A 21,449-nucleotide genomic window follows, 5' to 3' on the forward strand; every position below is an offset into this window, starting at 1 on the left:
CTCTTGAACTTTCCAGGAGATGCGCGGTGAGCGTGACGCAGCAACAGGTTCTCGATTGCCTCGCCAGGGTGATGTCGCCACGCGGCACGGCCTTGACCAACGCCAATGTGCTGTCGGCGATCACGGTCACCGACGGCAAGGTGTTCTTCTCGATCAACGTCGATGCCGCGGAGGCCCGCGCGTGGGAGAGCGTGCGTGCGCAGGCCGAGAACGCCGTGCGCGCCATTCCCGGCGTCAGCGTCGCGATGATCGCACTGACCGCCGAGCGCAAGGCGGGCGGTGCGGCGCCGGCGCCACGGCCGGCCGGCGGCGTCCCGCCGGCGTCCGCCCATCGCCATGCGCATCCGCCCGGCGGGCAATCGCCGATGGCCCGGCAGGCCGAAATCCCCGGCATCTCCGCCGTCATCGCCGTTGCGTCCGGCAAGGGCGGCGTCGGCAAGTCGACCACGGCGCTCAACCTCGCGCTCGGCCTGCGCGACCTCGGCCTGCGCGTCGGGCTGCTCGACGCCGACATCTACGGCCCGTCGGTGCCGCGGCTGACCGGCATCCGCGAGAAGCCGCAGCTCAATGACGACAAGAAGATGGTCCCGCTGCAGCGCTTCGGCCTGTCGATCATGTCGATCGGCTTCCTGGTCGAGGAGGACACCGCGATGATCTGGCGCGGGCCGATGGTGATGTCGGCGATCACCCAGATGCTGCGCGACGTCGCCTGGGGCACGCTCGACGTGCTCGTGGTCGACATGCCGCCCGGCACCGGCGATGCCCAGCTCACGCTGGCGCAGAACGTCCCGCTCAAGGGCGCCGTCATCATCTCGACCCCGCAGGACCTCTCGCTGATCGACGCCCGGCGCGGGCTTGCGATGTTCAAGAAGGTCAATGTGCCGGTGCTCGGCATCGTCGAGAACATGAGCTATTTCCAGTGCCCGCATTGCGGCACCCGCTCGGATATCTTCGGCCATGGCGGCGCCCGCCACGAGGCCGAGAAGCTGGGGGTGCCGTTCCTCGGCGAAATCCCCCTGCACATCGCGATCCGCACCGCCTCCGATTCCGGCAACCCGGTGGTCGAGAGCGAACCGGACGGCCCGCACGCGGCGATCTACCGCGCGATCGGCGGCAAGGTCCGCGAGCAGCTGCAAGGCGTCATCGCGGCAGCCTGAGCCTGCGCTGCTGTCTCGCTGGCTCGATTGGCCTCGAAGCGTCGGGAAGCCCGGCGAGCCTTCTTCACAGGCCAGTGGCCTTTGGTGCCTTTGGACGATTGCTGAATCGGTTCCGGCCTGTATGTTTATGCAGGAGTGGCCGAATCGTACCACCCTTCGATCAGTGGAAGGCGGCCACGGGTGAAGCCAAAACTGCGGGAAGGGGCCGTGAGGCGACCATCGACATGGCAGCATCACGCGAAGCAAACAAGCAGCACCGCAAACATCTGACGCGGGAGAAGCGCGCAGAGGCCTCCCGGTTGGCATTCAACATGGCCAAGAAGTCCGACTCGATCGGCGAGGCTGCCGAGGTGATCGCCAAGACGTACGGCGTCAGCAAGACAACCGCGCAAAGCTGGATCCGGCGCGGGCGGTATTTGGCTGATCAAGCCAAGAAGGCGCGGGACACGACGCGGCGCTGATTGTTCCTGTAACCCGGTGGTCGAGAGCGGACCGGACGGCCTGCACGCGGCGATTTACCGCGCGGTTGGCGGCAGGCTCCGCGGCCACCTGCCAGGCGTCATCGTCGCTGCCTGAAGGTGCATTTTCCGGCTGATTTCCAGGCTCATCAGACTTTCGTTTAATTGGCGCGGTCATGCCATTGTCGCGTTTCCGTGACGCCGCCTTCCGTGTTAAAGGGCCGACCCAGAGCGCCTCGGCAGGCCTTCACGCGCCTGCCGGAGAACTGCTTGCGGTCACTGGGAAACGCCCCTGAAGGAGAAGTCTTACGATGAAGCGTCGTGATTTTTTGAAAGTTTCTGCGGCCGGTGCTGCCGCGACGGCGGTTGCTGCGCCGGCGATCGCGCAGTCCTCGCCTGAAATCAAGTGGCGCCTGACCTCGAGCTTCCCGAAGTCGCTGGACACCATCTATGGCGGCGCCGAGCAGGTGTCGAAGTACGTCGCCGAAATGACCGACAACAAGTTCCAGATCCAGGTGTTCGCGGCTGGCGAACTCGCGCCTGGCTTGCAGGCCTTGGACGCGACGTCGAACGGTACTGTCGAGATGTGCCACACGGTCTCGTACTACTATGTCGGCAAGGATCCGACCTTCGCGATCTATGCGTCGGTGCCGTTCGGGCTCAACGCCCGCATGCAGAACTCCTGGTGGTACCAGGGCGGCGGCCAGGAACTCGGCAACGAGTTCTTCAAGAAGTTCGGCGTGATCGGTTTCCCGACCGGCAACACCGGCACCCAGATGGGCGGCTGGTTCCGCAAGGAGATCAAGACCGTCGCCGACATGTCGGGCCTGAAGATGCGCATCGGCGGCATTGCCGGCCAGGTGCTGCAGAAGGTCGGCGTGGTGCCGCAGCAGCTCGCCGGCGGCGACATCTATCCGGCGCTCGAGAAGGGCACTATTGATGCCGCCGAGTGGGTCGGCCCGTATGACGACGAGAAGCTCGGCTTCGCCAAGGTCGCGAAGTACTATTACTATCCGGGCTTCTGGGAAGGCGGCCCCACGGTCCACGCTTTCGCCAATCTCGAGAAGTGGAATGCGCTCCCCAAAGGCTACCAGGCCATCCTGACCAATGCATGTGCCAACGCCAATAGCTGGATGCAGGCGCGCTACGACATGCAGAACCCGACGGCTCTGAAGCGGCTGGTTGCGGGCGGCACGCAGCTGCGTCCGTTCACCAACGAAGTGCTCGAGGCCTGCCTCAAGGCGACCAACGAGCTGTGGGGCGAAATCTCGGCCAAGAATGCCGATTTCAAGAAATCCGTCGAGGCCATGCAGGCCTATCGCTCCGACCAATATCTGTGGTGGCAGGTTGCCGAATATACCTTCGACAGCTTTATGATCCGCTCGCGCACCCGCGGCTGATCAAGACATGACGTCTTCAGGCGAGCGTTCGCGTGAAGAGAACGCTTGATCATGAGCATCGAGGGCTTCGGTTTTGAGACCGAAGCCCTCCGAAAGCTTCGACTTAAGTCGCCCGGTCTTCGCCAGAAGGCCGGGCTTTTTGCGTCTGGTGTTCGGGAAGCGGATGTTCCATGCTCGCACCAAGCCTCGCAACGAAGGCAAGATCCACGACCGGGTCGTGGCAAGAAGGTGGAGCATAAAGACGATCACAACGTCGCCGCTCGGGTGAACACAACCACAAGAGGGTAGGAATCAAAAATGAAGCGAAGAGATTTTATCAAAGTCACGGGTTTGGGGGTCGCCGGCGCGGCGACGATTGCGGCGCCGGCGATCGCGCAGTCGATGCCGGAGCTCAAATGGCGAATGCCCACGAGTTGGCCGAAATCGCTCGATACGCTGTACGGCGGCGCTGAGGTGATGGCCAAGATGGTCGGCGAGGCCACCGACAACAAATTCCAGATCCAGACCTTCGCCGCGGGCGAGATCGTCCCCGGACTACAAGTGCTTGATGCCGTACAGAACGGCACCGTCGAGATCGGACACACGGCATCGTACTACTACTTCGGCAAGGACCCGACATTCACCTTCGGCTCGGCGGTGCCGTTCGGCCCGAACATGCGCATCAACCAAGCCTGGTACATGCTTGGCGGCGGCAGAGACATGCTCAATACATTCTACAAAAAGTACAATGTGGTTTCTCTGCTTGCAGGCAACACCGGGTGTCAGATGGGCGGCTGGTTCCGCAAGGAGATCGCCAGCGTCGACGACCTGAAGGGTCTCAAATTCCGCATTGGCGGCTTTGCCGGGCGCGTGATGCAGAAACTGGGCGCGGTGCCGCAGCAGATCGCCGGCGGCGACATCTATCCGGCGCTCGAGAAGGGCACCATCGATGCGGCGGAATGGGTCGGACCCTACGACGATGAACGGCTGGGATTCGTCAAGGTCGCTCCGCACTATTACTATCCGGGTTGGTGGGAGGGCGGTCCCATGCTGCTGTCGTTCGTCAATCTCGACAAATGGAATGCGCTGCCGAAGTATTATCAGTCCGTTCTCGAACAGGCCGGTCACTACGCCAACAACTGGATGATGGCGAAGTACGACCAGACGAATCCGCCGGCTCTCAAGCGGCTGCTTGCAGCAGGTGCCAAGCTGCATGCCTTCCCGGCTCCAGTGATGGAGGCGTCGTTCAAGGCGGCAAAGGAACTGCACAACGAGGTCTCCGCGACCAACGCGGACTTCAAGAAGGTCTACGAGTCGCTCAACAGCTTCGCCAGCAACGGCTATCAGTGGTTCCAGGTCGCGGAAGTCGGCTACGACAATTTCATGGCACGCCACGCGCAGATCTGAGCGCCGCAGCCCGCTCTCGAGATGCAAAGCTCCGGGACCGAATCCCGGGGCTTTTGCATATCGTGATCACGTTTTCGTAGCGATCTGTGTATCGTTTGCACGGCGCATCGGCCGCACGATTGCGCCTCGCGCCTGGTACGTCGCGACGGGTGTGCAAACGGAAGACCATTGAACAAAGACAGGATTGCTGCGATGCGCCTTCTGATCGTCGAGGACAATGTCGAGCTCTCGCGGCTGCTCGCCAGCGGGCTGATGGCGGCAGGATATGAGTCCGATGTCGTCCACAGTGTTGCCGAGGCGCGCGATGCGCTGCGCAGCGTCAGCTATGCCGCCATGATCCTCGATCTCGGTCTGCCCGACGGCGATGGCCTGTCGGTGTTGTCGGAGCTTCGCCGCAAGACCGATCCGCTGCCGGTTCTGGTGCTGACCGCGCGGGGCGGCGTGCAGGATCGGGTCAGCGGCCTGCGCAGCGGCGCGGACGACTATCTGGCTAAGCCGTTCGCGCTGGAAGAACTGGTGGCGCGGCTCGAAGCCATCCTGCGCCGGCCCGGCCAGCTGCTCGGCTCCTCGCTGAAGCTCGCCAATCTGGTCTACGATACCGAGAGCAAGCAGGTGTTCGTCGACGGCGCTCCGCACGTGTTCTCCGCGCGCGAAACGTCGGTGCTGGAGATCCTGCTGCGGCGGCAGGGGCGGGTGGTGCCGAAGAAGAATGTCGAAGACCACATCTTCGGCCTGTCCGGCGAGGTCGCCTCGAACGCGGTCGAGGTCTACGTGTCGCGGCTGCGCAAGCTGCTCGCCGAGCACCGCGCCAAGGTCATCATCCACACCATTCGGGGCGTCGGTTATCTGATGGCGGAGGAGAAGTAGGCGTGTTCCGCTTCAAGTCGCTGACGTCGCGGATCGTGTTCCTGCACATCGTGGCGGTCGCGGTCGCGGCGATCTTCCTGCCGCTGCTGCTGCTGTGGCTGTTGAATTCGGAGATCAATCAGCTGCATCGCGAAGCGATGCGCGACCAGGCCGCCGATCTCGGCCAGAACCTCTCGGTCGATGCCGCGGGCAAGGTGCAGCTCAACCTGCCGGACAGCCTGAGGGGACTCTATTCCGACGCCTATGGCCGCTACCGCTACGACATCTACGATGCCGACGATCATCTGCTGTTCTCGTCGCATCGCGAGGCGCCGCGACTGCCGGCCTTGGCCAACCGGATCTCCGGTGCCAGCGTCACCAGGCTGCTCGGCGGCCAGACGCTGCGCATCCTGGTCGCCGAGGACCTGTCGCATCGCGACGTCATCATCGACGACATCGTCTCCAATTTCTTCCGGCGGGTCGGCTGGATTACCATCCCGATCCTTCTGATCCTGCTTGCCACCGACATCCTGATCTTCCGCCGCGCGGTGATTCCGCTGTTGCGGGCCTCGGAGGAGGCGAGGAGCATCGGGCCGGCAAGGACCGATATCCGCCTTCCGACGGAGGGGATTCCGAGCGAGATCCTGCCGCTGGTGACGGCCGTCAACCAGGCGTTCGATCGCCTTGAGGAAGGCTTTCACGTACAGCGCCAGTTCACGGCCGATGCCGCGCATCAGCTGCGCACGCCGCTTGCGATCCTCAGGACCCGGATCGAGACGCTCGATGCGGCCAAGGGGACCAGGGAGCTGCATGCCGACATCGAAAGCATGAGCCGCATCGTCAGCCAGCTGCTCGAGATCGCCGAGCTCGACACGCTGGTGCTGGATCCCGGCGAGACCGCGGATTTGCGCGCGGTGTGCGCCGAGGTGGTCGGCTCGATCGCGCCCTACGCGCTGGCCCAGCAGAAGGATATCGCGCTGCGCGGCACCGACCGTCCGGTGTATGTCAGGGGCAATGCCGAGATGCTGCAGCGGGCGATCTTCAATCTGGCGGAGAACGCCATCAAGTACACCGCCGAGAGGACCTCGGTCGATGTCGAGGTGCACGACAACGGTTCGGTGCAGGTGCGCGACTGCGGGCCGGGGATTGCGCCCGCCGAGCAGGGCCTGATCTTCCAGCGCTTCTGGCGCAGCGATCGCCAGCGCACCGATGGCGCGGGGCTCGGGCTTTCGATCGTGCGCGGCGTCGTCGAGGATCACGATGCGACGGTGAGGGTGGAGAACCTGCCGTCCGGCGGCGCCCAGTTCACGCTGAGCTTCCGCCTCGCGAGGCAAGAGCCGGCGGCGTCCGCGTGACGAGCAGGGCCGCGCAGCCTTGCGTGCCGTTACCGCTTCGGAGTTCCCCGGTTTTTGCCGAGAAACTCGACCCAATCAGTGAAGCAGCCAATATTGAACAATGTAGGCGGCGACGCCGCCGAAATATCCCAAAAGCGCGAGCCCGCTGACGCGGCGGACGTACCAGAAGAACTCGATCTTCTCGAGGCCCATCGCGGCGACGCCGGAGGCCGAACCGATGATCAGAATCGAGCCGCCGGTGCCGGCGCAGTAGGCAACGAACTCCCACAGGAAGCTGTCGGGAGGATACTGGTTCAGGCTGTACATGCCCATCGAAGCGGCCACCAGCGGAACGTTGTCGATGACTGCACTGAGTAGGCCGAGCAGCACCACGATCACGTCGAGACGGCCGAAGGTGGCGTCCAGCCATTTAGCCAGCATTTCCAGAACATGCGTGTGCTCGAGCGCGGCCACCGCCAGCAAAATCCCGATAAAGAAGACGATCGAGCTCATGTCGATCCTGGTCAGGGCGTGAACCAGCGTCAGGCGCTTCTTTTCGTCCTCTTCCTTGCGGCGATGGATCAGTTCACCGACCGTCCAGAGCACGCCGAGACCAAACAGGATTCCCATGAAGGGGGGCAGATGGGTGACCGCCTTGAACGCCGGGACGGCGATCAGGATGCCGAGGCCGAGAAAGAAGGTCACATTGCGCTCGAACACGCTGGTTGAGACGGCCCGGGTTTGTCTCTGCGGTGCCTCCACGATTTTCCCTCGTAGCCACGCGCTGACGACAAGCAGCGGCACAACAAGGTTGATAAGGGAGGCGAGGAACACACCCTTTACGATCGCAATCGGGGTGATCTGACCACCAATCCACAGCATCGTGGTCGTGACGTCGCCGATTGCCGACCAGGCTCCGCCCGCATTGGCGGCGATGACGATCATTGCAGCGAAGAACAGGCGGTCGCCCTGGCGATCGAGCAGCTTCCGCATCAGCGAGATCATGACGATCGTGGTCGTCAGATTATCCAGCACGGAGCTGAGAAAGAATGTCACGAAACCGACCAGCCACATCAGGGTGGCCTGCTTCCTCGTGTTGATCAGCGACGTGATGACCTCGAACCCATTATGGGCATCGATGACCTCGACGATCGTCATGGCGCCAATCAGGAAGAAGACGATCTGCGCGGTGGAGGAGACCGACTCGCTGAGCTGCCTATCGATCAAGGCAGTGTCGCCGCTCCAGACCGCATAAGCAGTCCACATCAGCCCTGCGCCGAGCAGTGCCGACGCCGACTTGTTGATCCCGATCGGATGTTCGAGGGCAATCGCGGCGTAGGCGATCACGAAAATTGCGACGATTGCAGCGACCAGCATCGAGCTCCCCTGGACTTGCGGTTGGCCCGGCCGGTTTCTCGTCAAGAACCGGCCGGGCTCGACCGCTCAGTTCTTCGGCTGTCCAAAGTCCAGCGGCGGCAGGTCGATCTGCGGCACCTCGATCTTGACCGAGTTCGGATCAATGGTGGATGCGGCGCCCTTGTAGTGCATGACCATCGCGGGGAACAGGATGACAAGCAGGACCATGATGACCTGGATCACGACAAACGGCACTGCGCCCCAATAGATCTGGCCGGTCGTGACCGGCTCCATGCGCTTGCCGGTCACGCGATCGAGGTAGGAATCCTTTGGCGCCACCGAGCGAAGATAGAATAGCGCGAAACCGAACGGCGGGTGCATGAAGGAGGTCTGCATGTTGACGCCGAGGATGACGCCGAACCATATCAGATCGATGCCGAGCTTTTCCGCAGCCGGCCCGAGCAGCGGGATCACGATGAAGGCCAGCTCGAAGAAATCGAGGAAGAAGGCCAGCACGAACACGAAGACGTTGACGAAGATCAGGAAGCCGACTTGTCCGCCGGGCAGCGAGGTCAGGAGATGCTCGACCCAGACATGGCCGTTCACGCCATAGAAGGTCAGCGAGAAGACGCGTGCGCCGACCAGGATGAAGACGACGAAAGCCGAAAGTTTCGCGGTCGATTCCACGGCCTGGCGGACCAAATCCCAGCTCAGCCGGCGCTTGAATGCACCGAGGATCAGCGCACCTGCTGCACCCATCGCGCCGCCCTCGGTCGGGGTGGCGATGCCGATGAAGATCGTGCCGAGCACGAGGAAGATCAGGAACAGCGGGGGCACCATCACGAAGGTGGTCTGCTGCGCCATCGCGGACAGGAAGCGGAAGCCGGTGAGTCTGTCGATGATCCAGTTCACGACCGCGACGAAGAACGCAAACAGGATGCCGAAGAACATGCTGAGTACGACGAAATCGGCGCCGTGCGTGTCGGAATTGCGCATCATGAACCAGCCGAACGCGCAGCTTGCAAGGAACAGGGCGCCCAGCGACCAAAGTCCGCGGCCGCCGCTCTTCTCGCGAAAGCCGATCGCATCAGCCGGCAGCCCCGGGGCCGCCTTCGGAAAGATCAGAGTGACCAGAAAGGCATAGCCGGCATAGAGCCCGGCCAGCACCAGTCCGGGAATGAACGCTCCCTCATACATGTCGCCGACCGACTTGCCGAGCTGGTCGGCCATCACGATCAGCACCAGCGATGGCGGAATGATCTGCGCCAGCGTGCCTGACGCCGCAATGATACCGGTGGCCATACGGCGGTCGTAGCCGTAGCGCAGCATGATCGGGAGCGAGATCAGGCCCATCGAGATCACGGAAGCCGCAACCACGCCGGTGGTCGCCGCCAGCAGCGCGCCAACGAAAACGACCGCATAGGCGAGGCCGCCGCGGATGGTTCCGAACAATTGCCCGATCGTGTCGAGCAAATCCTCCGCCATGCCGGATCGCTCCAGCACGAGGCCCATGAATGTAAAGAACGGAATCGCAAGCAGCGTATCGTTGTTCATCACGCCGTAGACGCGTTCCGGCAGCGCTTGCAGGAAGTCCGGCCGGAATTCCCCGAGCTGAATGCCGACGATGGCATAGATCAGGCCGACGGCGCCGAGCGAAAACGCCGCGGGATAGCCAAGCAGCAGCATGACCACCAGCGACGCGAACATGATTGGCGCCATATTCTCAATAAGAAACGCAGTCATCCAGTCTCCCCCTGCGATCGCGACCGACGATCAGTGCTTTTCGATCGCCTCGACGAGGTGCTCGACCTCGGCTTCGATGGCCGTCACCTGGGACGCGTGCGGATCGGATATGAGTCCGCGCATGACCGCGATGCGCTTGATCAATTCGGAAATGCCTTGAACGAAAAGAAATGAGAAGGCGATGATGATCAGCGATTTCGCGGGCCATTGCGGCAGTCCGCCGGCATTGCCCGACTGCTCGTTGATTTGATAGGAGCGCCAGAAGAAGGGCCCGCCCGTGATGATCATGACGACGCACAGCGGGAGCAGAAAGAATGCATGTCCGATCACATCGATCACGTCACGCACGCGCTTTGGCAGCAGGTTGTTCACGATGTCGATCCGGATGTGCTCATTGTCGAGCAGGGTCCACGGCGAGCACAGCAGAAAGACGATGCTGAAAAGCACCCACTGCAGCTCGAGCCAGGAATTTGAAGATACGTCGAAGGTCTTGCGGACGATCGCGTTGATGGCCGAGATGATCACGGCGAGCAGGATCAGCCACGCCAGACGCTTGCCTGTCCAGCGCGTGAACGCGTCAATTCCACGGCTCAATTTCAAGAGCGATTGCAACGTCAGTCCTCCCCACGTGGGCCCCAGCAGTCTTGACGGCGCCCGGGAGGCGCAGCGGCTTATCCAGCCGAGCTAGCATGAAGCTGACGCACCAAACCAGCGGGAAATCCCGCCGTCAATTGGAAGTTTGTTGATATTGAAGGGGATTTCGCCGCACCTGCGGCTCGGGCGGCGGCTTAGCCGCCGGTCACGCTCATGTGGCGGCTGACGCTCGGACGGTTGTGGCGGCGGTCGATGATGAAATCGTGCCCCTTCGGCTTCAGTCCGATGGCCCGGTCGATGGCCGCCGCCAGCAAGTCGTTGTCGGCGGAGGCGCGCAGCGGCCGGCGCAGGTCGGAGGCGTCCTCGTGGCCGAGGCAGGTGTGCAGCGTCCCTGTGCAGGTGATCCGCACCCGGTTGCAGGATTCGCAGAAATTATGGGTCATCGGCGTGATGAAGCCGAGCTTGCCGCCGGTCTCGGCGACCCGGACGTAGCGGGCGGGGCCGCCGGTGTCGTCGGAAAGATCGGTCAGCGTGTAGTGCTTCTCGAGCCGTGCGCGCATCAAGGACAGCGGCACGTACTGATCGATCCGGCCTTCGCCGATATCGCCCATCGGCATCACCTCGATCAAGGTGAGGCCCATGCCCTTGCCGTGCGCCCATTCCATCAGCGCGGGAATCTCGTCCTCGTTCATGTTCTTCAGCGCGACCGCGTTGATCTTGACCGCGAGTCCCGCCGACCGCGCCGCCTCGATGCCCGACAACACCTTGTCGATGTCGCCCCAGCGGGTGATGGCCCGGAATTTTACGGGGTCGAGCGTGTCGAGCGAGACGTTGACGCGGCGCACGCCGCAATCGGCCAGCTCCTGAGCGAAGCGCGCCAGCTGCGAGCCGTTGGTGGTCAGCGTCAATTCGTCGAGTGCGCCCGTGGTCAGATGGCGCGACAGCGAGCGGACCAGGCCCATCACGTTGCGGCGGACCAGCGGCTCGCCGCCGGTGAGGCGGATCTTGCGCACGCCCTTGGCGACGAAGGCCGAGCAGAGCCGGTCGAGCTCTTCCAGCGTCAGGAGATCGGCCTTCGGCAGGAAGGTCATGTCTTCCGACATGCAATAGAAGCAGCGCAGGTCGCAGCGGTCGGTGACGGAGACGCGCAAATAACGGATGGTCCGGCCGAACGGATCGGTCATCGGACGAAACAGCGTGTCGGAATGCGCTTGCGTGGATCCGTTCATTCAGTTCGGGCCTTGCAATCTGTTCCCTGCCTGCCGCGCCGTGATCGGCTCCGGCATCCGCAATCTATGCATGTTGGCGCGTTGTCACAATGCGTCCCAAGGGATGATCGTATGGATGATCCGCAACATGCAAAGCGATAGGCGAGGCATATCGCGCGATGCATGATCGCAATCGCGGATGTGTCTCGGCCAAATACAAAAACCCGGCTTTGGACCGGACTTTTGTGCGGTGCAAATCCGGTGCAGCCGCCCGCGCTAGCGCGACGGAGCGGCGGCCGGCGCCGGCGCAGCCGCGCTCGGGGCGGGGAACGCGGAGTCCGGAGCGGCGGCAGGCGCCGCAGCGGCAGCCGGCTTCGGCTTCTTCTTCCGCACCGGCTTCTTCGCCGCACGCGGCGGCGGGCCGGCCGGCTGCAACTCGGCGAACACCGGACTCGGATCCAGCGTGGTGGTGGCCGGCGTGGTGAAGTCGCCGGGAACGCGGGTCACGGTGACCGGCACGGTCGCCGGCTGGAACTTCGGCATGTTGAAGGTGACGGAGAAGTTGGTCTCCGGCGCCGGGATCGACACGGTGCAGGGCGTCTTGCAGCCCGGTCCGAGCGAGGTCACGGCGTCGGCGCCCGGCGGGTTCGAATCCAGCTGCACCGGCATCGGCGGCGGCGCCGACTTGAACGAATCCAATGAGAAGGAGGAGCAGCCGGCCAGGCTCAGCCCGGCGGCCGCAATTACGATGATACGACGCATGATCCACACTCTACTGCGGCAATCAGCCACAATCCCCGGAGCGGACCATAGGTGCGTCGGAACAGAGGCGCAACAGTGGGGGGCCTGCTCGTTAAAGGATGGTTAATGGCGGAATCGCATGGCTAAGTATTGCCAAGCGATATCAGTGTGTTGCGGAAAGTCTATGCCGCGCTCAGGCTGCCGACGGCGTCCGGCAGATCGCGCATATGGCTGATCAGCCGGTCCGGCTTCAGCTCAGTCATCGGGACGTCGGTATAGCCAAAATCGACGCCGATCACCGGGACCTGGGCGCGCCGTGCCACCCCGACATCGGGGCCTGCATCGCCGACCATGATGGCGCCGGGCAGCCGGCCGCCGGCGCGGACCACCGTCTCGCGCAGGAACGTCGGATCGGGCTTAGCGATGCCGAAGGTGTCGGCGCCGCAGATCGCGGCAAAGCGCGGGGTCAGTCCGAGCCGGTCGAGCAGCAGCTTCGACAGCCACTCCAGCTTGTTGGTGCACACCGCAAGAAGATGGCCTTTGGCCGCCAGCCGATCGAGCGCGGCTTCGAGCCCGTCGAACGGGCGCGAGCCGTCGGCGATGTGCTCGGCATAATAGTCGACGAAATCCTTGGTCAAGCGGTCGAGGTCGCCGAAGCTGACCGCGCGGCCCTCCACCTCGAGCCCGCGTTCGAGCAGCTTGCGCGCGCCGGCGCCGATCATGTTGCGGGCGGCGGCGAGCGGCACCGGCCGCAGGCCCTCCCGGTCGAGCACGTAGTTCAGCGCGCTGATCAGATCTGGCGCGGTGTCGACCAGCGTGCCGTCGAGATCGAACACAACGATGGGGGGAGAGGACGCGGACATGATGCTTTTGGCTATCGGGCCGGGCGCTGCGATGCAAGAGTAGATGTGGGCACGTCATGAAACAAGGGAGGCTGAGATGCGGGAACTTGCTGGAAAAGCCGCTTTTGTCACCGGCGCGGCCAGCGGAATCGGACTTGCGATGGCAACCGCCTTCGCCCGCGAGGGCATGAAGGTGATGCTCGCCGACATCGAAACCGGTCCGCTGGACAAGGCCGTCGATGCGCTGCGCGCCGGCGGCGCGGATGTCCATGGCGTGGTCTGCGACGTTGCCGATCCCTTGAGCGTCGATCGCGCGGCAGAGGCATCGTTCCGCGCCTTCGGCAGGGTTCATGTCCTCTGCAACAATGCCGGCGTCGCAGCCGGCGGCGGCATTGACCCGATCTCGATCGACGACTGGCGCTGGGTGATCGACGTCAATCTGATGGGCGTCGTGCACGGCATCAGGAGCTTCCTGCCGCACATCCGCCAGCACGGCGAGGGCGGTCATATCGTCAACACGGCATCGATGGCCGGGATAAGAAGCGGGCTTGGCTTGAGCCCGTATTCGGCGACCAAGTTCGCCGTCGTCAGCCTGTCCGAAGGGCTCGCCATGCAGCTGAGGCCGCTCGGGATCGGCGTCAGCGTGCTCTGTCCGAGCTTTGTGCGGACCCGGATCGGCGAGAGCGGGCGCAACCGCGGCGAGCAGTACGGCCCGGCCCGTCAGCTCGATCCGGCAAGCCCGATGGCCGCTGTCGTCGCCGAGATCGCGCGCCGCCTGGAGGCCGGTCTCGATCCGGCGTCGGTTGCGGGGCAGGTGCTGGCCGCGATCCGCGACGACCAGTTGTACATTTTCACCCACCCCGGGATGCGGGCTGAGGTCGAGGAGCGCTTTTCGGCGATTTTGGCCGCGATGGACGCCGTTTCGGCCTAAAGACTGGTCCGCTTGCCGCTATTCCTGCCTGCAAAACGACGCTAGATATGCGCCCGCCGGGCCACCCGATGGCGGCCCGTAACGGACCAACCGAGGGGTTGTCGGCACGTGGACATGGACGCACTGAAACGCCAGGCGGCGGCGCGCGCGCTCGAAGAGGTGCGCGACGGCATGAAGCTCGGGCTCGGCACCGGATCGACCGCCAAGCACTTCGTCGAGCTGCTCGGCGAGAAGGTCCGTGCGGGCATGAAGGTGATCGGCGTGCCGACCTCGGAAGCGACCCGCGCGGATGCGATCCGCTGCGGCGTTCCGCTGACCACGCTGGACGAGATCGACCATCTCGACCTCACCATCGACGGCGCCGACGAGATCGACCCGGCGCTCAACCTGATCAAGGGCGGCGGCGGTGCGCTGCTGCGCGAGAAAATCGTCGCGGCCGCCAGTGATCGCATGATCGTGATCGCCGACGACAGCAAATGGGTCGACGTGCTCGGCCGCTTCCCGCTGCCGGTCGAGGTGATCCCGTTCGGGCTGGCTGCAACGCAGGCCGCGATGGCGCGGGCATTCGCTAAGGCCGGCGTGTCCGGCGAAATGCTGATCCGGAAGGGCAAGGACGGTCACGTTTTTGTCACCGATGGCGGCCACTGGATCGTCGATGCCCATCTCGGCCGGATCGGCGATCCGCCGCGTCTTGCCGGTCTGCTCAGCGTGATTCCAGGCGTGGTCGAACACGGCCTGTTCATTGGGCTTGGCAGCGTCGCCGTGCTGGCCGGCGCGCAGGGAATTCGGGTTGTTGAACGGCCATGAGGCCGCAAGCAAGGAGACTTGGAATGAAGCGTTTTTCGGGACTTTTGTCGGCTGCGGCCCTGGCGGCTGGACTGGCGCTCGCACCGGCGATGGCGCAGCAGCCGCAGTTGCCCGCCATGCCCAAGGACGTCAAGCAGTCGACCCCCGCGGCGATCGGATACGCCAAGGAAATCCTGACGATGAAGAACGTCGCGGTGATGTATGCAGGCGCCGTTCCGGGAATCATCGAGAAGACCAAGACCGGTCTGCTGCAGCAGTACCTGAACTACCAGAAGGATCTCAACGAGGTTGCGCTGGTCGTCGCCAAGAATCTGGCTGGCAGCGAGAAGGAAATCGGCGAGGGCATGGCGCAGCTCTACGCCGCCGAGTTCACCGAGCAGGAGCTCAAGGATCTCGTGATCTTCTACAAGACGCCGCTCGGTCAGAAGCTTTTGACCTCCGAGCCCAAGGCAATCAACGATTCGCTGCAATATATGCAGCAGTGGGCGCAGCAGTTTGGCGTGATCGTCAACGCCCAGTTCAAGGCCGAGATGAAGAAGCGCGGCAAGGATATCTGAGCGCGCGGCGCTATTGGACCCTCATGGTGAGGAGCGCGGAGCGCGTCTCGAACCATGAGGCCCCTCTGTGGCCTCCATCCTTCGAGACGCCCGCTTCGCGGGCTCCTCAGGATCAGGGGAACCAGTTGCAAGAGCCGATTTCCGGCGTGGTTGCCAAGGTTGGGTGCAAGAATGGCCGAGTTTGACGTCGACCTGTTTGTCATCGGTGGTGGTTCGGGCGGCGTTCGTGCCGCCCGCATCGCCGCCGGCTACGGCGCGAAGGTCATGGTCGCCGAAGAGTACCGGATGGGCGGCACCTGCGTGATCCGCGGCTGCGTGCCGAAGAAACTGTTCGTGATCGGCAGCCACGTCCACGACGAGATCGAGGACGCGGTCGGCTTCGGCTGGAGCATCGGGCAGGTCTCGTTCGACTGGACGACGCTGGTCGCCAACAAGGACAAGGAGATCGCCCGGCTCGAGGGCGCCTACACCAGCAATGTCGAGAAGTCGGGCGCACGGATCGTGAAGACCCGCGCGGTGCTGGAGGATACCCACACCATCAGACTCGCCACCGGCGAGAAGGTGACGGCGAAGTACATCCTGATCGCCACCGGCGGCGCGCCCAATCACGGGCCGATCGTGCCCGGCATCGAGCACGTGATCTCCTCCAACGAGGCGTTTCACCTCAAGGAGCTGCCGAAGCGGATCGTGATCCAGGGCGGCGGCTACATCGCGCTGGAGTTCGCCGGCATCTTCGCCGGCTTCGGCTCCGACGTCACGGTGATCTATCGCGGCGACAACATCCTGCGCGGCTTCGACGAGGACGTGCGCAAGCATGTCCGCGCCGAGATGGAGAAGCGCGGCATCACCATCATCACCGGCCGCACGGTGGCGAAGATCGACAAGCACGGCCGTGACTTCACCACCCATTTGTCTGATGGTTCGAGCATCGCCTCCGACCAGGTGATGTTCGCGATCGGCCGGCATCCCAATGTCCGGGGTCTCGGACTGGAGACCGCGGGCGTCGCCATCAATCCCGCCAATGGCGGCATCCAGGTCGACGGCTGGTCGAAGACCTCGGTCGACAACATCTACGCGGTCGGCGACGTCACCCACCGCACCAATCTGACCCCGGTTGCCATCCGTGAGGGCCATGCCTTCGCCGACACCGTGTTCGGCAAGCGCCCGGTCCAGGTCGACCACGCCACAATCCCGACCGCGGTGTTCTCGCAGCCGGAGGTCGGCACCGTTGGTCTGACGGAGGAAGAGGCGCGGGCGCAGTTCAGCCACGTCGACATCTACAAGACCGATTTCCGCCCGATCAAGGCGACGATGTCCGGCCGCGACACCCGCGTGCTGATGAAGCTCGTGGTCGACGGCGCGAGCGACCGCGTGCTCGGCTGCCATATCGTCGGTGATGGCGCCGCCGAAATCACCCAGGCCGTCGCGATCGCCGTCAAGATGAAGGCGACCAAGGCCGATTTCGACGCCACCATCGCGCTGCATCCGACCGCCTCCGAAGAGCTGGTGACGATGCGGACGCCGACCGCGCGCCACGTGCGCCAGGCGGCGGAGTAGCGGTAACCCGCGGGCCGGCGCTGCCGTCCAGGTGCTCTCTGGCGATCGCGAGCGGGGAACGAGCTCTGCCTGACAGCCCAACGCCGCCCGCTTAAAATACATGCGGACGGCGCTGTCTCTAGCCCCAGGAAGGTCGTGACAAAATCCTGATGAGTTTTTGTCTGCGGAAGCGGGCAAAAGGTTTCATACCTCAGAAGGGGTAGCGCGCCTCCGCAAGACCGGCGCCGACGGCCGCGCTTCGTGCGCCCGCGAATTAGGGCACCCTTGTTGACATGCATATCCATCGGCGGCTTTTCCCGGGGCCGCTTCGCGCGCTCAAATCGAACGCGGTTTCGCGCAGCGGCGCTTGTGCAGACGCGCCCTCGGCGCGCGGCCGTCTCGCGCACCCTGGAACCTTGCGCTATACTGTCCGTTCCACTCTCAAACAGTTTGATGTCTCAAATTGAGGGAGCCGCGCATGAGAGGCCCAACCGAGCAGGAGATCCGGACCCGCGCCTACGAATTGTGGAAGGACGCCGGCGAGCCGCCGGGCAAGATGGATCAGCTCTGGTATCAGGCCGAAAAGGAACTGCTGGCGCGGCGAGCCACCAACGGAGAAGCGCCTTGCGATATCAAGGGGCACAATGAGCCGAGTGCTTATCCGGAGAGATTAAGGGGCGTGCATTGAGTGCGTCGCACGGCTGAGCTAACGAGTCCGGCAGGCTGGCCCGGACCCGGAGGCATCATGAGCGGCGCGATCGATCTTTCGCAGAAACTGTCGACATTCTCCGATCACTGGTCGCCGCGCACCGTCGCGCAATTCAATGCCTGCGACGTCATGGTGGTGAAGGTGCAGGGCGAGTTCGTCTGGCACAAGCACGACGACACCGACGACTTCTTCCTCGTCCTGAAAGGCATCCTCGACATCGAGCTGCGCGATCGCACCGTCACGCTAACTCCCGGGCAGATGTACATCGTGCCAAAAGGCGTCGAGCACCGGCCGGTCGCAAAGGAAGAGGTGCATCTGCTGCTGATCGAGCCGACCGGGACGCCGAACACAGGTGATGCGGCGACGGCGGCGCCGCGCAAGGTGGTGTGAGACTGGCAGGAGGGGTGGAGCGAAGCGATACCCATCATTTTGACCGCGGATCCAAGTTGAAGAGCAAGGCTCGGGCGATTCATGTCGCGACAATGCGAAAGTATGTCTCACCGGCGGCGCAATACGTCCGGTGTCGCCCCGGCGAAAGCCGGACCCATAACCACGAATGATCATTTGTTGCGCGATGGTGGAACGACGAGTCCCGATAACAACGAGCGCCGCGGAGCATGGGTCCCGGCCTTCGCCGGGACGACACCGATGTGGCCAGCAAGTGCGAACCGGGCGATGACAGCGGGATGAGCTACGCAGCGGTGCATCGCATCGCGCGAAAGCCATCCTCATCGTCGTCCTGGCGAAGGCCAGGACCTATTACCCCAGGTGATCATTGCGGCACGGCGTTGGGGCCGCGATCCCATTCACAATCCAAATGCGGTGGTTGTGGGGCCTGGCTTTCGCCAGGACGACGGCGGAGAGAGCCCGCGCTTATCCCTCCGCCTCGAGCCACTCCGCGGCGCCACGCCACAGCGCATCGCGGTGTTCGCTGCGGAAGAAGCCGAAATGGCCGATCGCTTTCGCGCCGGCATCGGCGGGACGGATCAAGATGATCTCGGGCGTGATCGACGTGAAGGCGGAGCACAGCAACTCGACCGCCGGCCGCGTCGCCCAGATGTCGTCGGTCATGACAAGCGCGCGGAGCCTGCCCTTGAACTTCGGAAAATTTTCGCGCGCCGTCAGCGTGGCATCATCGAGCAGATAGCGCTCCCGCATCAGCCAGCTCCGCCATTGCTCGAACGCGCCCCTCGGCAGGTCCATGCCGAGGCCGGCCCAGGCGGGCAGATAGCCGAGCGTGCGCGCCAGCGGCAGGCCGACGCCGTTCATGAAGGCGACGACGCGGTAGCGCTCGGGCGAGGCCATCAGCTTCCAATAGGCCGCCTGCGAGGCGATCAGGAGCGCGCGCGGGATCTCGGCATTGTTGGCCAGCAGCCCGAGGGCCTGGCCGCCGAAGGAGTGTCCGACATAGGCGAAGGGGAGGTTGCGGTAGCGCTCGCGCATCCAGTTCACCGCCGCGGTGGCGTCGAGCGCGGCCCAGTCCGCCATCGTGGCCTTGAAGCCGGCCAGCGATTTCGGCTTGTTAAGGCCGGTCGCCGCCATCGGCCGGCTGTCGCCGGTGCCGCGGTAGTCGTAGGTCAGCACCGCCGCGCCGCGGCGGGCGAGGTAGCCGGCAAAGCCGCGATAGACCTTGCGGGGCACGGCGGTTGCCGAATTGATCAGGACGGCGTGGCGCCGCGTGCCGCGCGGCAGGAACAGCGTCGCGGCGAGCGGATAGCCGTCCGCGGCCGGCACGACGATGTCGTCGCTAAAAACGTCGTCCAGCGCGGCGGAGGCCACGGCGATTTCCACGGCATTCATGCTATGCTCTACCAAATGCGAATTCGGATTTCCCTGCAAGGGCTTGACCAGATTGCAGGAATCCTTCTAGCGGGAAAGCGGGGCCCTGTGTATAAGCCGGGCTTTCCTCATGCCGTGATTAAGTTGCGGTTTTTGCTCAGGAGTTGACCTCATGTCCGAGCGGTGGACACCCGATAGCTGGCGCGCCAAGAAGGTGCTGCAGGTGCCCGATTATCCCGATGCCAAGGCATTGGCCGATGTCGAGGCCCAGCTGGCGACCTTTCCGCCGCTGGTGTTCGCGGGCGAGGCGCGCAGCCTGAAGAAGGCGCTGGGGCGGGTCGCCGCCGGCGAGGCCTTCCTGCTGCAGGGCGGCGACTGCGCCGAGAGCTTTGCCGAACACGGCGCCAACAACATCCGCGACTTCTTCCGCGTCTTCCTGCAGATGGCGGTCGTGCTGACCTATGCCGGCGCGCTGCCGGTGGTGAAGGTCGGCCGCATCGCCGGCCAGTTCGCAAAGCCGCGCTCGTCGCCGACCGAGAAGCAGGGCGACGTCGAGCTGCCGAGCTATCGCGGCGACATCGTCAACGACATCGCCTTCACGCCGGAAGCGCGCATTCCCGATCCGCAGCGCCAGCTGATGGCTTATCGCCAATCCGCCGCGACGCTGAACCTGCTGCGCGCGTTCGCGACCGGCGGCTTCGCCAATCTCGGCAGCGTGCATCAGTGGATGCTCGGCTTCCTGAAAGATTCGCCGCAGTCCCGCCGCTACAAGGAGCTGGCCGACCGCATCTCGGATGCGCTGAACTTCATGCGCGCCTGCGGCCTCGACCTCGAGAGCCATCCCGAGCTGCGCGCCACCGATTTCTACACCAGCCACGAAGCGCTGCTGCTCGGCTACGAGCAGGCGATGACGCGGGTCGATTCCACCACCGGCGACTGGTACGCGACCTCCGGCCACATGATCTGGATCGGCGATCGCACCCGCCAGCTCGATCACGGCCATGTCGAATATTTCCGCGGCATCAAGAATCCGATCGGCCTGAAATGCGGCCCGTCGCTGAAGCCCGACGAGCTGCTGAAGCTGATCGATATCCTCAATCCCGAAGATGAGCCGGGGCGCCTGACCCTGATCAACCGGTTCGGCGCCGACAAGGTCGGCGACCATCTGCCGGGCCTGATCCGCGCCGTGCAGCGGGAAGGGCGCAAGGTGGTGTGGTCGTGCGATCCGATGCACGGCAACACCATCACCTCGACCTCGGGCTACAAGACGCGGCCGTTCGACCGCGTGCTGTCGGAGGTGAGGTCGTTCTTCCAGATCCACGCTGCCGAAGGCACCCATGCCGGCGGCGTGCATCTGGAGATGACCGGACAGGACGTCACCGAATGCATCGGCGGCGCGCGCGCCATCACCGATGAGGACCTCAACGACCGCTACCACACGGTCTGCGATCCCCGCCTCAATGCCGAGCAGTCGATCGACATGGCCTTCCTGATCGCCGAGCTCTTGAAGCAGGAGCGCGCCGGCAAGGTCAAGCCGATGCCGGCCGCCGCGGGGTTGTGATTTGGGGCAGGTGACTTGGGGCAGGTGACTTGGGGCAGGTGACTTGGGGCTGGTGACTTGGGACGTGACTTGGGGGCAGTGACTTGCTGAGGTTCTGGCGAGCCACCATCAACTCGCGCAACGGGCTGGCATTCGCCATTCGCTCGGAGCAGGCGATTCGCGAGGAGGTGGTGGCGTTGGCGCTGTCGCTGCCGCTGGCCTGGCTGGTCGGCGCCACCGTGATGCGCCGGGTCGAGCTGGTCGCAACCGTGGTGCTGGTGCTCGTCATCGAGCTGCTCAACACCGCGATCGAGAAGCTCGCCGATCGCCTGACCATGGATCACGATCCGCAGATCGGGCGGGTCAAGGACATGGGCTCGGCCGCGGTCGGCGTCGCGCTCGTCATGGCCGGGGTGTTCTGGCTGTTCGCCCTCGCCGAACGCATGGGCGCGTTCTGATTCCCGAGCATGATCCGGAAAAGTGGGAACCGGTTTTCCGATCAGATCATGCTCAAAAGCAGCTCCC

Annotated in this window: 21 protein-coding genes; 14 read left to right on the forward strand and 7 right to left on the reverse strand. The window is 64.2% G+C overall.

The genetic code is table 11. From position 1 onward, the window contains the following. The first annotated feature begins 26 nt into the window (after positions 1 to 26). The 6 genes from XI02_RS18570 to XI02_RS18595 all read left to right on the forward strand — a co-directional run bounded on the left by XI02_RS18570 (position 27) and on the right by XI02_RS18595 (position 6,602). Complete coding sequence (locus XI02_RS18570; RefSeq protein WP_026192621.1) at positions 27 to 1,157, forward strand: Mrp/NBP35 family ATP-binding protein; 1,131 nt, start codon at positions 27 to 29, stop codon at positions 1,155 to 1,157. A gap of 224 nt (positions 1,158 to 1,381) precedes the next feature. Next, on the forward strand, positions 1,382 to 1,618 hold the full coding sequence (locus tag XI02_RS18575; RefSeq protein ID WP_016844383.1) for a hypothetical protein: 237 nt from the start codon (positions 1,382 to 1,384) through the stop codon (positions 1,616 to 1,618). 308 nt (positions 1,619 to 1,926) lie between these two features. Then, positions 1,927 to 3,015, forward strand: a complete 1,089-nt coding sequence (locus XI02_RS18580) for a TRAP transporter substrate-binding protein (RefSeq protein WP_026192622.1) — start codon at positions 1,927 to 1,929, stop codon at positions 3,013 to 3,015. A gap of 297 nt (positions 3,016 to 3,312) precedes the next feature. Continuing rightward, positions 3,313 to 4,401, forward strand: coding sequence for a TRAP transporter substrate-binding protein (locus tag XI02_RS18585; RefSeq protein ID WP_026192623.1), 1,089 nt, complete (start codon positions 3,313 to 3,315; stop codon positions 4,399 to 4,401). Between the two features lie 192 nt (positions 4,402 to 4,593). Beyond that, entirely contained in the window at positions 4,594 to 5,268 is a 675-nt protein-coding gene (locus tag XI02_RS18590) for a response regulator transcription factor (RefSeq protein WP_018271059.1), read from the forward strand. A gap of 2 nt (positions 5,269 to 5,270) precedes the next feature. Next, complete coding sequence (locus XI02_RS18595) at positions 5,271 to 6,602, forward strand: cell wall metabolism sensor histidine kinase WalK (protein ID WP_016844389.1); 1,332 nt, start codon at positions 5,271 to 5,273, stop codon at positions 6,600 to 6,602. A gap of 75 nt (positions 6,603 to 6,677) precedes the next feature. Here XI02_RS18595 and nhaD read toward each other — a convergent pair whose 3' ends face one another. The 6 genes from nhaD to XI02_RS18625 all read right to left on the reverse strand — a co-directional run bounded on the left by nhaD (position 6,678) and on the right by XI02_RS18625 (position 13,086). Beyond that, positions 6,678 to 7,955 (reverse strand): sodium:proton antiporter NhaD, encoded by a 1,278-nt coding sequence (gene nhaD / locus XI02_RS18600; protein WP_026192624.1) that lies wholly within the window; start codon positions 7,953 to 7,955, stop codon positions 6,678 to 6,680. A gap of 69 nt (positions 7,956 to 8,024) precedes the next feature. Next, positions 8,025 to 9,680, reverse strand: a complete 1,656-nt coding sequence (locus XI02_RS18605) for a TRAP transporter large permease subunit (RefSeq protein WP_026192625.1) — start codon at positions 9,678 to 9,680, stop codon at positions 8,025 to 8,027. Positions 9,681 to 9,710: 30 nt separating this feature from the next. After that, the gene (locus tag XI02_RS18610) at positions 9,711 to 10,292 is read right to left on the reverse strand and encodes a TRAP transporter small permease subunit (RefSeq protein WP_026192626.1); all 582 of its coding nucleotides are present in this window, start codon (positions 10,290 to 10,292) and stop codon (positions 9,711 to 9,713) included. A gap of 176 nt (positions 10,293 to 10,468) precedes the next feature. Beyond that, positions 10,469 to 11,503, reverse strand: a complete 1,035-nt coding sequence (moaA, locus tag XI02_RS18615; RefSeq protein WP_016844402.1) for a GTP 3',8-cyclase MoaA — start codon at positions 11,501 to 11,503, stop codon at positions 10,469 to 10,471. A gap of 255 nt (positions 11,504 to 11,758) precedes the next feature. After that, positions 11,759 to 12,244 carry a PEGA domain-containing protein gene (locus tag XI02_RS18620; protein ID WP_018271062.1) on the reverse strand — a complete coding sequence of 162 codons (486 nt, stop codon included), beginning with the start codon at positions 12,242 to 12,244 and terminating at the stop codon, positions 11,759 to 11,761. A 161-nt stretch (positions 12,245 to 12,405) separates the two neighbouring features. Further along, positions 12,406 to 13,086 (reverse strand): HAD hydrolase-like protein, encoded by a 681-nt coding sequence (locus XI02_RS18625; RefSeq protein WP_041482638.1) that lies wholly within the window; start codon positions 13,084 to 13,086, stop codon positions 12,406 to 12,408. 76 nt (positions 13,087 to 13,162) lie between these two features. On the opposite strand from XI02_RS18625, the gene XI02_RS18630 reads away from it, so the two are divergent. From XI02_RS18630 to XI02_RS18655, 6 genes are all read left to right on the forward strand, one after another. Continuing rightward, positions 13,163 to 13,996: an SDR family NAD(P)-dependent oxidoreductase gene (locus XI02_RS18630; protein ID WP_018271064.1), complete on the forward strand. Its 834-nt coding sequence runs from the start codon at positions 13,163 to 13,165 to the stop codon at positions 13,994 to 13,996. A 114-nt stretch (positions 13,997 to 14,110) separates the two neighbouring features. After that, the gene (gene rpiA / locus XI02_RS18635) at positions 14,111 to 14,803 is read left to right on the forward strand and encodes a ribose-5-phosphate isomerase RpiA (RefSeq protein WP_018271065.1); all 693 of its coding nucleotides are present in this window, start codon (positions 14,111 to 14,113) and stop codon (positions 14,801 to 14,803) included. Between the two features lie 23 nt (positions 14,804 to 14,826). Continuing rightward, on the forward strand, positions 14,827 to 15,360 hold the full coding sequence (locus XI02_RS18640) for a DUF2059 domain-containing protein (protein ID WP_016848262.1): 534 nt from the start codon (positions 14,827 to 14,829) through the stop codon (positions 15,358 to 15,360). 171 nt (positions 15,361 to 15,531) lie between these two features. After that, positions 15,532 to 16,917, forward strand: coding sequence for a glutathione-disulfide reductase (gene gor, locus XI02_RS18645; protein ID WP_018271067.1), 1,386 nt, complete (start codon positions 15,532 to 15,534; stop codon positions 16,915 to 16,917). A 457-nt stretch (positions 16,918 to 17,374) separates the two neighbouring features. Next, positions 17,375 to 17,584, forward strand: coding sequence for a DUF2934 domain-containing protein (locus XI02_RS18650; RefSeq protein WP_018271068.1), 210 nt, complete (start codon positions 17,375 to 17,377; stop codon positions 17,582 to 17,584). A 57-nt stretch (positions 17,585 to 17,641) separates the two neighbouring features. Next, on the forward strand, positions 17,642 to 17,995 hold the full coding sequence (locus XI02_RS18655) for a cupin domain-containing protein (protein WP_018271069.1): 354 nt from the start codon (positions 17,642 to 17,644) through the stop codon (positions 17,993 to 17,995). Between the two features lie 483 nt (positions 17,996 to 18,478). Here XI02_RS18655 and XI02_RS18660 read toward each other — a convergent pair whose 3' ends face one another. Continuing rightward, the gene (locus XI02_RS18660; protein WP_018271070.1) at positions 18,479 to 19,405 is read right to left on the reverse strand and encodes an alpha/beta fold hydrolase; all 927 of its coding nucleotides are present in this window, start codon (positions 19,403 to 19,405) and stop codon (positions 18,479 to 18,481) included. 151 nt (positions 19,406 to 19,556) lie between these two features. Here XI02_RS18660 and XI02_RS18665 point away from each other — a divergent pair, with 151 nt between their 5' ends. Both XI02_RS18665 and XI02_RS18670 read left to right on the forward strand, forming a co-directional pair. After that, complete coding sequence (locus XI02_RS18665) at positions 19,557 to 20,945, forward strand: class II 3-deoxy-7-phosphoheptulonate synthase (RefSeq protein WP_018271072.1); 1,389 nt, start codon at positions 19,557 to 19,559, stop codon at positions 20,943 to 20,945. Between the two features lie 83 nt (positions 20,946 to 21,028). Then, positions 21,029 to 21,382, forward strand: a complete 354-nt coding sequence (locus XI02_RS18670; protein ID WP_018271073.1) for a diacylglycerol kinase — start codon at positions 21,029 to 21,031, stop codon at positions 21,380 to 21,382. Positions 21,383 to 21,449: the final 67 nt, after the last annotated feature.

It is taken from the genome of Bradyrhizobium sp. CCBAU 21365 (genome assembly GCF_015291305.1).
GTDB lineage: Bacteria > Pseudomonadota > Alphaproteobacteria > Rhizobiales > Xanthobacteraceae > Bradyrhizobium > Bradyrhizobium elkanii.

What these genes read in the sequence shown, in the direction of transcription:
- XI02_RS18575 (WP_016844383.1), top strand. Translation starts at nt 1,382, where the DNA reads ATGGCAGCATCACGCGAAGCAAACAAGCAGCACCGCAAACATCTGACG.
- XI02_RS18580 (WP_026192622.1), top strand. Translation starts at nt 1,927, where the DNA reads ATGAAGCGTCGTGATTTTTTGAAAGTTTCTGCGGCCGGTGCTGCCGCG.
- XI02_RS18585 (WP_026192623.1), top strand. Translation starts at nt 3,313, where the DNA reads ATGAAGCGAAGAGATTTTATCAAAGTCACGGGTTTGGGGGTCGCCGGC.
- XI02_RS18590 (WP_018271059.1), top strand. Translation starts at nt 4,594, where the DNA reads ATGCGCCTTCTGATCGTCGAGGACAATGTCGAGCTCTCGCGGCTGCTC.
- XI02_RS18605 (WP_026192625.1), bottom strand. Translation starts at nt 9,680, where the DNA reads ATGACTGCGTTTCTTATTGAGAATATGGCGCCAATCATGTTCGCGTCG.
- moaA (WP_016844402.1), bottom strand. Translation starts at nt 11,503, where the DNA reads ATGAACGGATCCACGCAAGCGCATTCCGACACGCTGTTTCGTCCGATG.
- XI02_RS18620 (WP_018271062.1), bottom strand. Translation starts at nt 12,244, where the DNA reads ATGCGTCGTATCATCGTAATTGCGGCCGCCGGGCTGAGCCTGGCCGGC.
- XI02_RS18625 (WP_041482638.1), bottom strand. Translation starts at nt 13,086, where the DNA reads ATGTCCGCGTCCTCTCCCCCCATCGTTGTGTTCGATCTCGACGGCACG.
- XI02_RS18630 (WP_018271064.1), top strand. Translation starts at nt 13,163, where the DNA reads ATGCGGGAACTTGCTGGAAAAGCCGCTTTTGTCACCGGCGCGGCCAGC.
- rpiA (WP_018271065.1), top strand. Translation starts at nt 14,111, where the DNA reads ATGGACGCACTGAAACGCCAGGCGGCGGCGCGCGCGCTCGAAGAGGTG.
- XI02_RS18640 (WP_016848262.1), top strand. Translation starts at nt 14,827, where the DNA reads ATGAAGCGTTTTTCGGGACTTTTGTCGGCTGCGGCCCTGGCGGCTGGA.
- gor (WP_018271067.1), top strand. Translation starts at nt 15,532, where the DNA reads ATGGCCGAGTTTGACGTCGACCTGTTTGTCATCGGTGGTGGTTCGGGC.
- XI02_RS18650 (WP_018271068.1), top strand. Translation starts at nt 17,375, where the DNA reads ATGAGAGGCCCAACCGAGCAGGAGATCCGGACCCGCGCCTACGAATTG.
- XI02_RS18655 (WP_018271069.1), top strand. Translation starts at nt 17,642, where the DNA reads ATGAGCGGCGCGATCGATCTTTCGCAGAAACTGTCGACATTCTCCGAT.
- XI02_RS18660 (WP_018271070.1), bottom strand. Translation starts at nt 19,405, where the DNA reads ATGAATGCCGTGGAAATCGCCGTGGCCTCCGCCGCGCTGGACGACGTT.
- XI02_RS18665 (WP_018271072.1), top strand. Translation starts at nt 19,557, where the DNA reads ATGTCCGAGCGGTGGACACCCGATAGCTGGCGCGCCAAGAAGGTGCTG.